The sequence below is a fragment of the Variovorax paradoxus genome (assembly GCF_024734665.1).
Classification (GTDB): domain Bacteria; phylum Pseudomonadota; class Gammaproteobacteria; order Burkholderiales; family Burkholderiaceae_C; genus Variovorax.
Genome location: NZ_CP102931.1, coordinates 2,355,494 through 2,367,143 on the forward strand (window position 1 = coordinate 2,355,494; position 11,650 = coordinate 2,367,143).

At 66.8% G+C, this 11,650-nt stretch carries 14 protein-coding genes; 9 read left to right on the top strand and 5 right to left on the bottom strand.

Annotated elements, in window-relative coordinates; translation table 11 throughout:
- Positions 1-18 precede the first annotated feature (18 nt).
- Complete coding sequence (locus tag NWF24_RS11055) at positions 19-198, top strand: TOBE domain-containing protein (RefSeq protein ID WP_258354205.1); 180 nt, start codon at positions 19-21, stop codon at positions 196-198.
- A 132-nt stretch (positions 199-330) separates the two neighbouring features.
- Positions 331-897 carry an NADPH-dependent FMN reductase gene (locus NWF24_RS11060; protein WP_258354206.1) on the top strand — a complete coding sequence of 189 codons (567 nt, stop codon included), beginning with the start codon at positions 331-333 and terminating at the stop codon, positions 895-897.
- A gap of 11 nt (positions 898-908) precedes the next feature.
- Here NWF24_RS11060 and NWF24_RS11065 read toward each other — a convergent pair whose 3' ends face one another.
- Positions 909-1,826, bottom strand: coding sequence for a LysR substrate-binding domain-containing protein (locus NWF24_RS11065; RefSeq protein WP_258354207.1), 918 nt, complete (start codon positions 1,824-1,826; stop codon positions 909-911).
- A gap of 128 nt (positions 1,827-1,954) precedes the next feature.
- Here NWF24_RS11065 and NWF24_RS11070 point away from each other — a divergent pair, with 128 nt between their 5' ends.
- Genes NWF24_RS11070 through NWF24_RS11085 form a run of 4 tightly spaced genes read left to right on the top strand, consistent with a single transcriptional unit; the run spans position 1,955 to position 5,504 of the window.
- Complete coding sequence (locus NWF24_RS11070; protein WP_258354208.1) at positions 1,955-3,130, top strand: CaiB/BaiF CoA transferase family protein; 1,176 nt, start codon at positions 1,955-1,957, stop codon at positions 3,128-3,130.
- Entirely contained in the window at positions 3,127-4,110 is a 984-nt protein-coding gene (locus NWF24_RS11075; protein WP_258354209.1) for a hydroxymethylglutaryl-CoA lyase, read from the top strand. Before NWF24_RS11070 ends, NWF24_RS11075 begins: the two co-directional genes overlap by 4 nt.
- Positions 4,107-4,487 (top strand): VOC family protein, encoded by a 381-nt coding sequence (locus NWF24_RS11080; RefSeq protein ID WP_258354210.1) that lies wholly within the window; start codon positions 4,107-4,109, stop codon positions 4,485-4,487. The genes NWF24_RS11075 and NWF24_RS11080 overlap by 4 nt, the downstream gene beginning before the upstream one ends.
- Before the next feature lie 51 nt (positions 4,488-4,538).
- Positions 4,539-5,504 (top strand): Bug family tripartite tricarboxylate transporter substrate binding protein, encoded by a 966-nt coding sequence (locus NWF24_RS11085; protein ID WP_258354211.1) that lies wholly within the window; start codon positions 4,539-4,541, stop codon positions 5,502-5,504.
- Between the two features lie 6 nt (positions 5,505-5,510).
- Here the strand turns inward: NWF24_RS11085 and NWF24_RS11090 are convergent, their stop codons facing one another.
- Complete coding sequence (locus NWF24_RS11090) at positions 5,511-5,657, bottom strand: hypothetical protein (RefSeq protein ID WP_258354212.1); 147 nt, start codon at positions 5,655-5,657, stop codon at positions 5,511-5,513.
- 171 nt (positions 5,658-5,828) lie between these two features.
- Complete coding sequence (locus NWF24_RS11095) at positions 5,829-6,395, bottom strand: LuxR C-terminal-related transcriptional regulator (protein WP_093055635.1); 567 nt, start codon at positions 6,393-6,395, stop codon at positions 5,829-5,831.
- Positions 6,396-6,500: 105 nt separating this feature from the next.
- Here NWF24_RS11095 and NWF24_RS11100 point away from each other — a divergent pair, with 105 nt between their 5' ends.
- The 3 genes from NWF24_RS11100 (at position 6,501) to NWF24_RS11110 (ending at position 9,404) form a co-directional block, all read left to right on the top strand.
- Positions 6,501-7,307, top strand: a complete 807-nt coding sequence (locus tag NWF24_RS11100) for a CoA transferase subunit A (protein ID WP_258354213.1) — start codon at positions 6,501-6,503, stop codon at positions 7,305-7,307.
- Position 7,308: 1 nt separating this feature from the next.
- Positions 7,309-7,947, top strand: a complete 639-nt coding sequence (locus NWF24_RS11105) for a 3-oxoacid CoA-transferase subunit B (RefSeq protein ID WP_093055639.1) — start codon at positions 7,309-7,311, stop codon at positions 7,945-7,947.
- Between the two features lie 77 nt (positions 7,948-8,024).
- Positions 8,025-9,404, top strand: coding sequence for a CoA transferase (locus NWF24_RS11110; protein ID WP_258354214.1), 1,380 nt, complete (start codon positions 8,025-8,027; stop codon positions 9,402-9,404).
- On the opposite strand, the gene NWF24_RS11115 is transcribed toward NWF24_RS11110, so the two are convergent.
- On the bottom strand, positions 9,401-10,570 hold the full coding sequence (locus NWF24_RS11115) for a pyridoxal phosphate-dependent aminotransferase (RefSeq protein WP_258354215.1): 1,170 nt from the start codon (positions 10,568-10,570) through the stop codon (positions 9,401-9,403). The genes NWF24_RS11110 and NWF24_RS11115 overlap by 4 nt on opposite strands.
- 30 nt (positions 10,571-10,600) lie before the next feature.
- A complete protein-coding gene (locus tag NWF24_RS11120) occupies positions 10,601-11,557 on the bottom strand; it encodes a LysR family transcriptional regulator (RefSeq protein WP_258354216.1) in 957 nt (318 codons plus the stop codon).
- Positions 11,558-11,650 lie beyond the last annotated feature (93 nt).

Consider the following 11,650-nt stretch of genomic DNA (forward strand, 5'->3'; position numbering starts at 1 on the left):
GGATGCGGGAGAGAGGCCATGCGCAAAGTCTGGCCGCTCCGGCATTGCGGGGCAAGTCAGTCTTTGGTTATGCCGGCCGGCGCGGCGGCGATTGTCTCGACCTTTACCAGCAACTCGGCCGATTCGCTGAAGCTGACCGAAGGCGCGAATGCCTATGCGGTGATCAAGGCTTCGAGCGTGATGGTGGGCACCGACTGAGCCTCGAGTCCGGCTGCGTGCCGGACTTTTCCGTTTGAAGGAAAAGTGGTTTCCATGAAAATCGCTTTCCCGATGGCTTGGCCGACGCCATAGTTGCCGACCACCAACCCAGCACAAGAACAGGAAAACCGAATGAGCACCCTCGACATCGTCGGCCTCTGCGGCAGTCTTCGCACCGGCTCCATCAACCGGGCCGCCCTGAACCTCGCAGGCTCGCTGATGCCCGAGCCGATGGCCATGGAGGTCGTCGAATGGCGCGAGGTGCCGGTGTTCGACGCGGACGTGTTCGCCAAGGGCTACCCCGCATCGGTGCAGGCGCTGCGCGACCGCATCCGCCGCGCCGACGGCGTGGTGATTGCCACGCCCGAATACAACTTCTCGATTCCGGGTGGCTTCAAGAACATGATCGACTGGCTCAGCCGCGGCGAAGACCAGCCCTTTGCGCACAAGCCGGTGGCCATCCTCTCGGCATCGCCGGGGCCGGTTGGCGGCGCGCGCGTTCAGTACGACCTGCGCCGGGTGCTGCTGTTCGTGAACGCGATGGTGCTGGCCAAGCCCGAGGTTTTCATCGGCGGCGCAGGCGGCAAGTTCGATGCCGAAGGCAACTGCACCGACGAGACGACCCGCAAGTTCGTCGGCGACCAGATGAAGGCGTTCGAGAAGTGGATCGGGGCGGTCAAGCGGATGACGGCCGGCTGAGGCTTCGTTCGCTAGGTCGATGAGGCGAGTAGCTGACGCACCAACAGTTGTGCAGCGGGCGAGAGGGCAGCCCCCGTCTTCGTCGCCATCAGCAACCGCCGAGTGGCCCACGCGTCCTTCAACCGCACGACCTTCAGATCGAGCGCCGCAACCTGCGCCTTGCACGCGGCCAGCGGCACCACGCCGATGCCGAGATTCGCCGCGATCATGTGGCACATCGCATCGAAGCTGCGCACCTGCACGCGCAGGCGCATCGGAATGCCGGCCTGCTCTGCCGCGCGCGATGTCAGTTCCAGCAGCGAGCTGCTGCGGTTAAGGCCGACGAATTCGTGCGCGAGGCAGGTCTTGAAGTCGACCTGCTTCACGCGGCTGCGCGCCAGCGGATGCTGCTTTGCGCACAGCACCACGAGCTCGTCGGTCTGGAAGGGCGCGACGTTGAGCCCGTAGGCGGGCGTGTTCTCGGCGAACACGCCGACGTCGGCCAGGCCGTCGACCAGCGCACGCACGATGTCACCGCTCAACTGCTCTTCGACCTCCACGCGGATGTCGGGATGTTCCGCGAGAAAGGTCGCGAGCGTTGTGGGCAGGAACTCGGTCAGCGCCGACATGTTGGCCCACAGACGCACGTGCCCGCGTACACCGCTCGAATAGTCGTTGATCTCGTTGCTGAACTGCTCGAAGCCCTGGAACAGCCGCATCGCATGCTGCATCGCCACATGGCCGGCGGGCGTGAGCGCGATGCCTTGCGCGCTGCGTTCGAGCAGCTTCGATCCCGTTGCCGCTTCGAAGTCCGAAAGCCGCCGGCTCGCCGCCGACAGCGCGAGGTGGCACGCCTCCGCGCCCTTGGTGATGCTGCCCGACTGCGCCACCGCGCAGAACAAGCGCAGCGTCACGAAGTCGACACGAGCGGGGTTGATCGGGCTGGGCATCGGCGGATTCTAGAGAGGCGGAGCGACCCCTTCGCGTTTTGCGAAGGAGTGCTGCCGTCACAGCAATTCCGCCCATCGCAATCTGTTCCTAGAGTCGGACCTTACCCAACAAGGAGACGGACGCGGACATGAATGCACTCGAAGGCCTGAAGGTGCTGGAGCTCGGCCAGCTCATTGCCGGCCCGTTCGCCGGCAAGACGCTGGCGGAGTTCGGCGCCGACGTGATCAAGGTCGAGCCGGCCGGTGTCGGCGACCCGCTGCGCAAGTGGCGGCTGCTGCGCGATGGCACTTCGGCATGGTGGGAGGTGCAGTCGCGCAACAAGCGTTCGGTGTGTCTCGACTTGCGCAGCGCCGAAGGCCAGGAGGCGGCGCGCGCGCTGGCGCTAGAGGCTGACGTGCTGATCGAGAACTTCAAGCCCGGCACGCTCGAAGGCTGGGGCCTGGGGTGGGAGCAGCTGCACGCGTTGAACCCGCGGCTGATCATGCTGCGCATCTCGGGCTACGGGCAGACCGGGCCTTATCGCGACAAGCCCGGCTTCGGCGTGCTCGGCGAATCGATGGGTGGGCTGCGCTATCTGAGCGGCGAGCCGGGGCGGGTGCCGGTGCGCGTGGGGGTGTCGCTGGGCGACACGCTGGCGGCGCTGCACGGCGTGATCGGCGTGCTGACCGCGCTGCACCATCGCATGGCCCATGGCGGGGAAGGTCAGTTCATCGACGTGGCGCTGTACGAGTCGGTGTTCAACGTGATGGAAAGCCTGCTGCCCGAGTACGACGCCTTCGGCGCGGTGCGCGAGCGCGCCGGCAGTGCGCTGCCCGGCATTGCACCGACCAATGCCTACCGCTGCAGCGACGGACACTACGTGCTGGTGGCCGGCAACGGCGACAGCATCTTCCGCCGGCTGATGCGGGCCATCGGGCGCGCGGACCTGGAGAACGACGCGGAGCTCGTGCACAACGATGGGCGCGTGCGGCGCGTGGCGGAGATCGACGCCGCCATCGAGGCATGGACGCAGCAGCGCAGCCGCGATGAAGTGCTGGCAGCACTCGACGCTGCCGGCGTGCCGGTCGGGCGCATCTACACCGTGGCCGACATCGCGAGCGACCCGCAGTATCTGGCGCGCGAGATGATCGTGGAGGCGCCCACTTCGGACGGTGCCACGCTGAAGGTGCCTGGCGTAGTGCCCAAGCTCAGCGCCACGCCCGGCCGCATCGCGCACCCCGCGCCGCGCCTTGGCGAGCACACCGGCGATCTGCAGAGTGCCGGCTGGCCAGCGCGCCGTGCGGAAAGCGGGCTTCTCGTATGAAGGCGGGCAACGGCACGCGGCTGCTCATCAACGAGGTCGCCACCCGCGACGGCTTCCAGATGGAGAGCCGCTTCATTCCCACCGACGACAAGGTCGCGCTGATCGACCGGCTCAGCGGGCTGGGCTACGCCAAGATCGAAGTCACGTCGTTCACTTCGGCAAAGGCGATTCCGGCATTGCGCGACGGCGAAGAGGTGATGCACCGCATCGCCCGGCGCCCCGGCGTGGTCTACACCGCGCTGGTGCCGAACGTGCGTGGCGCCGAGCGCGCGCTGGAAAGCCGCATCGACGAATTCAACATCGTCATGTCGGTGAGCGAGACGCACAACCTTGCCAACCTGCGCATGACGCGCGAGCAGTCGTTCGCGCAGCTGGCCGGTGTCGTCGCGCTGGCGAAGCAGGCCGGAGTGCCGGTGAACGTGTCGCTCTCGTGCGTGTTCGGCTGCCCGATGGAGGGCGAGGTGCCGCTGGCGGCGGTAAGAGGCTGGATCGACCGCTTCGCTGCGCTGGAGGTGCAGGGCATCACGCTGTGCGATACGACGGGCATGGCCTATCCCACGCAGGTGCAGGCCCTTTGCGAGGACGTCATCGCGGCTCACCCGCAGATGGATTGGACCGCCCACTTCCACAACACGCGCGGCATGGGCCTCGCAAACACCGTGGCCGCCGTCGAGGCCGGCATCCACCGGCTGGACATGTCGCTCGGCGGTATCGGCGGTTGCCCTTATGCCCCGGGCGCGACCGGCAATGTGGCGACCGAAGACGTGGTGCACATGCTGCAGTGCATGAGCTACGACACCGGCATGGACCTGGACGGCCTGATCGCCGCCGCGGCCGAGCTGGAGTCGCTCGTACAGCACGAGCTGTCGAGCCAGGTCTCGCGCGCAGGTCATCGGCTGACGCGGCATGCGCCGCCCGCGGATTTCAACGACATCGTTACCCGTGCCAAGGAGCGCGGGCAGAAGGAGCTTCACCCATGATCGATCACTTGGACCATCTTGTGCTGACGACTGCGCACGAAGAAGCCTGCACCCGTTTCTACGTCGATGTGATGGGCATGGCGCTCGAAAGCTTCGGCGCCGGCCGCAAGGCCTTTCGCTTCGGCAACCAGAAGATCAACCTGCACATCAAGGGCCACGAGTTCGAGCCCAAGGCGCAACTGCCGACGCCGGGTTCGCTCGACCTGTGCTTCATTGCCAGCGTGCCGCTCGAAGCAGTCATCGCGCGGCTGAAGGAGCACGACGTGCCGATCCTCGAAGGCCCGGTGATGCGTACGGGCGCCACCTCGCGCATCCGCTCGGTCTATGTGCGCGACCCCGACCTGAACCTGATCGAGATATCGGAGCTGGCGCCCTGACGGCGCAACTCCGAAGACTGCAAGCCAATACAAAACCACCGGAGACAAACCATGAAACCCATCCACCGCTTTCTCGCGGTCGGCCTCGCGCTGGCTGCTTCGGCTGCAAACGCCGACACCTGGCCCTCGAAGCCAATCACCATGATCGTGCCCACGTCGCCGGCCGGCTCCACCGACATCATGGCGCGCATGGTCGGCGATCCGCTGCAGCGCGCGCTGGGCCAGTCTGTGGTCATCGACAACAAGCCCGGCGCCAGCGGCAACATCGGCACCGAGTTCGTGGCGCGCGCCGCGCCGGACGGCTACACGCTGCTGATGCAGTACTCGGGCTTCCACGTCGGCAACCCCTCGCTCTATCCGAACATCAGGTGGAGCCCGACGAAGGACTTCGTGCCGGTGGCGATGGTGATGCGCGCGCCGCACGTCGTCGCAGTGAGCGGCAAGCTGCCGGTGAACTCGATGAAGGAGCTCATCGAATACGGCAAGAAGAAGGAGGGCGGCCTGTTCTACGCCTCGTCGGGCAACGGCTCGATCCAGCACATCGCGGGCGAGCTGCTGTCGCGGCAGTCGAAGCAGGCGATGACGCACGTGCCCTACAAGGGCTCGGGCCCGGCCATCAATGACCTGATCTCGGGCAACGTCGACATGTTCATCACCACGCCGCCCTCGGTCATCGGTCACTTCGCGGGCGGGCGCATCAAGGCACTGGCGTATACGGGCACCAAGCGGCATCCGTCGATGCCCAATGTGCCGACCTCGGCCGAGGCGGGCCTGCCGGGCTACGAGGTCGAGTCGTGGTTCGCGGTGTTCGCGCCGGCGAAGACGCCGCCTGAAGTCGTTGCCAGGCTCGGCGCGGAGCTGAAGAAGATCGTGGAGAGCGAAGCCTTCCGCAAGAAGGTCGACGAGCAGGGCGCCTTCGCGACCTACATGGACTCGCCAACGCTCGCGAAGTTTGTCGACCAGGAACTGGCGACCTGGTCGAAGGTGATCAAGTCGGCGGACATCAAGCCGGACTGACCAGGGCTATAGCTTGACGTTGATGATCGACAGGATGATTGCCGAGAGCGTCAGCGCGACGGGCACCCTCTGCACGGCGAGCGCGTGGGCCCGTGCGAACGAGGCCTGTGTTTGCAGCAAGAGGCTGGTTTCGGAATGGATACGTGTGGACATTTCAGACTCCTGAATAGTTGCTAGTTGCGGGCTTCCTGCCCTGCATGGCCTCAACGATAGGCCTCGCTGCGCGCAACGGAGCAGGCGTTTCGACGACACGGCGTTTCCGTTTTCGCAACGATCAGGTGGCTTGTGGCCGGAACTTCCGGCGGGCCCTGGCAATCGCCGGCCCTAACCCGCGATCAGCTTCTGCACCAGCTCGGCGGTGGTCGCAGCCGCGTACTTGCGCATCAACCGCGCCCGGTGCAGCTCCACCGTGCGGTGGCTGATGCCCAGCGCCTTGCCGATTTCCTTGGAGGTCAGCCCACGCATCACCTGCGCCGCCACCTCGCGCTCGCGCGGCGTGAGTTCGGCCTTTACTGCGCGGCGCGAGCCCAGGTCTTCGAAAGTCCAGATGCCGGCCTCGTGCGGGGCGGCGCGGTTCATCGCGTGGCCCGTGACGTGGCACCAGAAGGTTTCGCCCGCGATGGCGCCATGCAGGCCACCCAGGCGCCTCATCATGCGGTTGTCGGCGTAGTGGCCGCTGGCGTTCAGAAAGGGCTCCATGCGCTTGCCGATGCGCTCGAACTCGGCCACGCTGGGGTACAAGATGCTGAACGAATGCCCGACCAGCGCGGAGGGCGTTGCGCCAAAAATCTCGCACACGCGCACATTGCAGGCCACGATGGTGCGGTTGCTCGAAACCACCATGCCGACGGGCGCGTGTTCAAAAGCCAGCCGGTAATCGATCTCGGGCATCGGGGGTCTCCATTACGAAATACTACGTATGCGAGTAGGTAGTATCGTTCAGGGGTTTCCCGCCCCTTTCCCACCCACTCTCCATTCATCCATCAAGGAGCCCGAGTGAACAAGATTTATCCCTCCGCAGACGCGGCACTCAAGGGGGTCGTGGCCGACGGGCAGATGCTCGCGGTCGGCGGCTTCGGCCTGTGCGGCATTCCCGAAGCGCTGATCGAAGCGCTCAAGGACTCCGGCGTGCAGAACCTCACCGTTGTCTCGAACAACGCGGGCGTCGACGGCTTCGGCCTCGGCAAGCTGCTGGAAACGCGCCAGATCAAGAAGATGGTCGCCTCCTACGTGGGCGAAAACAAGGAGTTCGAGCGCCAGTACCTGGCCGGCGAACTCGAGCTCGAATTCACGCCCCAGGGCACGCTGGCCGAGAAGCTGCGCGCCGGCGGCGCGGGCATTCCGGCCTTCTTCACCAAGACCGGCGTGGGCACGCAAGTGGCCGAGGGCAAGGAACTGCGCGAGTTCGATGGCGAAACCTACGTGATGGAACGCTCGCTGCTGCCCGATGTGGCACTGGTAAAGGCCGACGTGGCCGACAAGTCGGGCAACCTGCGCTTTCGCCTGACGGCGCGCAACTTCAACCCGGCCGCCGCCATGGCCGGCAAGATCTGCATCGTCGAGGTCGAGAAGATCGTCGAGGTGGGCGAGCTGGCCCCCGATGACATCCACCTGCCGGGCATCTACGTGCACCGCATCGTGCTCAACGCCAGCCCCGAGAAGCGCATCGAGAAGCGCACCGTGAGCGCATCGGTCGATGCCGCCGCCGCCAAGGTCGAGGCCCAGACCGCCATTGCCCAGGCCGCCGCTACCAGCGAAGTGCCGGTGCCCACCGTGCCCGCCAACAAGAAAGAAGGAGCCTGAGATGCCCTGGACCCAAGACCAGATGGCGGCCCGCGCCGCGCAAGAACTCGAAGACGGCTTCTACGTCAACCTCGGCATCGGCATTCCCACGCTGGTGGCCAACCACACCGGCACGAAAGAAGTGTGGCTGCAGAGCGAGAACGGCATGCTCGGCATCGGCCCCTTCCCAACCGAAGACCAGGTCGACGCCGACCTGATCAACGCCGGCAAGCAGACCGTGACCACGCTGCCCGGCTCGGCCATCTTCGGCAGCCATGACAGCTTCGCGATGATCCGCGGCGGCAAGATCAACCTGTCGATCCTGGGCGCGATGCAGGTCAGCACCAAAGGAGACCTCGCCAACTGGATGATTCCCGGCAAGATGGTCAAGGGCATGGGCGGCGCAATGGACCTCGTGGCCGGCGTGAAGCGCGTGATCGTGCTGATGGAACACGTGGCCAAGAAAAAGGACGGCACCGAGGACCTGAAGATCCTCGAGAAGTGCACCCTGCCGCTGACGGGCGTGGGCGTGGTCGACCGCATCATCACCGACCTGGCCGTGATGGACGTGGTGCCCGAAGGTTTGAAGGTCGTCGAGCTGGCGCCGGGCGTCAGCTTCGACACGTTGCAGTCCAAGACCGGCGCCAAGCTGATCCAGTAACAGGGCAGCGAACGCAACGACAACGAAGGGCAGGGCCGCGAGAGCGGGCCCTGCCTTTTTCTTTGGAGCACACAGGAATGAATGCGAACGAAGTTCTGGACGGCATCTGGCGGCAGGCGGGCCTGCCCGCGGAAGCCTTGCCATTTGCGCGGCTCACGGGCGCCGACCCGGTGCTGCCGTCGTCTTTCGCGGTCGGCGTGGCGGCGCAGAGCACCATCGCTGCGGCGGCGTTGGCTTCCTGCGAGCTCGGGCACCTGCGAGGTTCGCCGCGCCAGCAGGTCGGCGTCGACATGCAGCATGCAGCACTCGACTGCACCGGCTGGTTCAGCCTCGACGGGCGCGTGCCCGATCCGTGGGACACCTTCTCGGGGCTATACCGCTGCGCCGACGGCTGGGTGCGCATTCACGCGAACTTTGCGCATCACCGCGATGGGGCGTTGCGGCTGATGAAGCTGGACCCGGCCACTGCTACGCGTGCCGAGGCCGAGGCGGTGATGGCGACTTGGCGCGCGCATGAATTCGAGGATGCGTCCGCTGCACAAGGGCTGGTGGCAACCGCGCTGCGCCGCTTCGACGAGTGGGACGCCACGCCGCAAGGCCGGGCCATTGCGGCGCAACCGCTCTTCACCATCGAACGCATCGGCGACGCACCGCCGCTCGCGCTGTCGCCGCTGCGCGAGGACCAGCGGCCGCTGACGGGTGTGCGCGTGCTCGACCTGACACGCATCCTCGCGGGCCCGGTCGGTGGCCGCGCGCTGGCGGCGTACGGCGCCGACGTGATGCTCGTCAATTCACCGAACCTGCCGAACATCGAATCCATCGCCGACACCAGCCGCGGCAAGCTGTCGACGCACGTGGACCTGCGCACCGACGAGGGCCGCGCCGCGCTGCGGCAGCTCGCCACGCAGGCGCATGTCTTCGTGCAGGGCTACCGGCCCGGCGGCGTCGCATCGCTGGGTTTCGGGTCGGCGGAGCTGGCGCGGTTGCGGCCGGGCATCGTGTGCGTGTCTCTGACGGCCTACGGCACCCAGGGGCCGTGGGCCAATCGCCGTGGTTTCGATTCGCTCGTGCAGACCGCAATGGGCTTCAACCACGCCGAAGGCGAGGCCGCCGGAGACGGCAAGCCGAAGCCACTGCCAATGCAGATCCTCGACGAAGCGACCGGCTACCTGATCGCATTCGGTGCCGCCGCTGCGCTGTGGCGACAGCAGCAGGAGGGCGGCAGCTGGCACGTGCAGGTGTCGCTGGCGCAGACGGGGCAGTGGCTGCGCAGCCTCGGTCGCGTGCCGGGTGGCTTGTCGATTGCAAGACCTGACCTCAAGCCGTACGTCGAGACCTCGGCCTCCGGCTTCGGCGAACTGGCCGCGCTGCGCCACAGCGCGCAGCTGTCGCGAACGCCCGCAGGATGGGCGCGACCCTCGATGCCGCCGGGCAGCCACCCGGCGGTGTGGCCCTAGGCGCCCAGCGCAGCCCGCACCTTGTCTCCCAACCCGCGCAGCCGCTCCACCGGCTCGTTGGAAAACACAAAGCGCAAGTATTGCGCGCCGTGCGTCTCGCCCCAGCCTTGCATCGCCGTGGCGCAGACGCGATGCGACAGCAGGCGCTGCGACAGTGTCTGCCCGTCGATGCCGAAGTCGCTCGTGCGCAGCAGCAGCGACCAGCCGCCGCCCGGCACACCCACGGGCAGGCCGCGAAGTTCGTCCAGCACCGCGTCACGCCGCCGCTCCAGCTCGCCTACGTACGGCGCGAGCGTGCGCACCGATTGCTCCAGCGCCGTTGCCACCGCATCCTGAGCGATGCCGACCGGCACCACCACATTGGCCAGCGATACGGCCACGAGATCGGGCATGTAGCTCTCGGGCGCCACGGTCCAGCCGACGCGCCAGCCGATCATGCGCAGTTCCTTGGCCGACGAGCCCACGGTGATGGTGCGCCCGGCCATGCCGGGCAATCCTGCCGGGTGGATCACTTGCCGGCCGTCGAACAGCAGGCGTTCCATGGCGCTGTCGAGGATCAGCGTCAGGTCGTGCTGCACGCACAGCGCGGCGATGGCGCGCCAGTCTTCTTCATCGAAGCAGCTGCCCGTGGGCATCGAGGGCGACATCAGCAGCATCACGCGCACGCGGGGGCTGATGGCGGTGTGCAGCGCGGCGCGATCGAGCTTCCATTCGCCACCGGGGGTGAACTGGAACGGCACGTACTTCGGCGTGCCGCCGGCGAGGCGGATGCGATTGAGCAGCCCCGCGTAGGTCGGATCGGTCACCAGCACTTCGTCGCCCACCTCGACCGTCGCGAGCAGCGCGTTGAGGATGCCCGAGAGTCCGCCTGCCGAGATCACGCAGTTGCGTGCGCCGCTATACGCCACGCCCGACAGCGCGGACACATGCCGCGCCGCCACGTCGCGCAATCGAGACTGGCCGACGAAGGGCAAGTAGCTGTTGTCCGAGTCTTCCGAGGCGGCACGCACGGTGCGCGCGATGGCTTCGGGGTCGGGAGGGATGTCGACGTCGAGGTTTTCGAGCCGAAGAAACGGCGGGCCATCGGCGTCGTCGGCGATGGCGCCCATGCGGTCGACGCCGATGCCTGCGATGTGTTCAAGACGTGCGGGGCGGTGGCGTGGCATGGGGCGGGTCTCCGTGTGTTGGGGGGCTGGCTACGGGGTTGGCCTGCGCGGGCGGGCCGGGCGCTGCTGCTGTGACGCGCCATTCTCATCGCCGGGCGGGGCCAGAAGCAACAGCGCCTGCCGCGCCTGCACCGTCTCGCGCAGGAAGTTCCATACCGTCTGCATGCGCCCCAGATGCTTGGTCTCTGCCGGCATCGACATCCAGAACGTGCGCGTGAAGTTCGCTTGCCCCGGCAGCACGGGCTTCAGCGCGCTGTCGTTCTCCGCGATGAAGGCCGGCAGCACCGCGATGCCCGCGCCAGCCACCACCGCGCTGTGCTGCGCGAGCACGCTGGTGCTGCGCAGCGCGAAGGCGTCGGGGCGGTGCAGCTCGTCGAGGTACTGCAGTTCCTTGCTGAAGAGCAGGTCGTCGACGTAGCTGATGAAAGTGTGGCCGCGCAGGTCTTCGCGCGTCTTGATGGGCTTGTGCGCGGCCAGATATTTTTTCGATGCGTAGAGCCGCAGCGTGTAGTCGGTGAGCTTGGTGACCACCACCGGCCCGCGCGCCGGACGTTCGAGCGAGATGACGATGTCGGCCTCGCGCCGCGACAGATGCACGAGGCGCGGCATCGCGAGCAGATCGATGGTGAGCTTCGGATGCTGCACCGCGAACAACGCCAGCTGCGGTGCCAGCACCACCGTGCCGAAGCCCTCGGTCGCGCCGATGCGCACCAGCCCCGACAGGCCTTCCTGCGAAGCCGGCGCTGCGCTTTCCACGGTGCGGAAAGCGCTCTCCATTGCCTCGACCTGAGGCTGCAGCCGCCGGCCCGCCTCGGTGAGCCGGTGGCCGCCCGATTCACGCGAGAACAGCGGGGCGCCGACTTCCTTTTCAAGTGCCTGGATACGGCGCGCCACTGTGGTGTGGTCGACCTCGAGCCGGCGTGCCGCGCTCATCAGCGTGCCCGAGCGCGCCAGCTCCAGAAAGTACCGCAGGTTGTCCCAGTCCATGTGCTCTCGTGTCTCCGGTTTGAGGCTCTGCATTTTTGCAAAGCGGCCGCGCATATTTGTCTATTGTCATGGCAAATCTGCAAAGCTAGGATG

Excerpts from the sequence above, each read along its gene's own strand:
- NWF24_RS11055 (WP_258354205.1), top strand. The coding sequence starts at position 19 with ATGCGCAAAGTCTGGCCGCTCCGGCATTGCGGGGCAAGTCAGTCTTTG.
- NWF24_RS11060 (WP_258354206.1), top strand. The coding sequence starts at position 331 with ATGAGCACCCTCGACATCGTCGGCCTCTGCGGCAGTCTTCGCACCGGC.
- NWF24_RS11065 (WP_258354207.1), bottom strand. The coding sequence starts at position 1,826 with ATGCCCAGCCCGATCAACCCCGCTCGTGTCGACTTCGTGACGCTGCGC.
- NWF24_RS11070 (WP_258354208.1), top strand. The coding sequence starts at position 1,955 with ATGAATGCACTCGAAGGCCTGAAGGTGCTGGAGCTCGGCCAGCTCATT.
- NWF24_RS11075 (WP_258354209.1), top strand. The coding sequence starts at position 3,127 with ATGAAGGCGGGCAACGGCACGCGGCTGCTCATCAACGAGGTCGCCACC.
- NWF24_RS11080 (WP_258354210.1), top strand. The coding sequence starts at position 4,107 with ATGATCGATCACTTGGACCATCTTGTGCTGACGACTGCGCACGAAGAA.
- NWF24_RS11085 (WP_258354211.1), top strand. The coding sequence starts at position 4,539 with ATGAAACCCATCCACCGCTTTCTCGCGGTCGGCCTCGCGCTGGCTGCT.
- NWF24_RS11090 (WP_258354212.1), bottom strand. The coding sequence starts at position 5,657 with ATGTCCACACGTATCCATTCCGAAACCAGCCTCTTGCTGCAAACACAG.
- NWF24_RS11095 (WP_093055635.1), bottom strand. The coding sequence starts at position 6,395 with ATGCCCGAGATCGATTACCGGCTGGCTTTTGAACACGCGCCCGTCGGC.
- NWF24_RS11105 (WP_093055639.1), top strand. The coding sequence starts at position 7,309 with ATGCCCTGGACCCAAGACCAGATGGCGGCCCGCGCCGCGCAAGAACTC.
- NWF24_RS11110 (WP_258354214.1), top strand. The coding sequence starts at position 8,025 with ATGAATGCGAACGAAGTTCTGGACGGCATCTGGCGGCAGGCGGGCCTG.
- NWF24_RS11115 (WP_258354215.1), bottom strand. The coding sequence starts at position 10,570 with ATGCCACGCCACCGCCCCGCACGTCTTGAACACATCGCAGGCATCGGC.
- NWF24_RS11120 (WP_258354216.1), bottom strand. The coding sequence starts at position 11,557 with ATGGACTGGGACAACCTGCGGTACTTTCTGGAGCTGGCGCGCTCGGGC.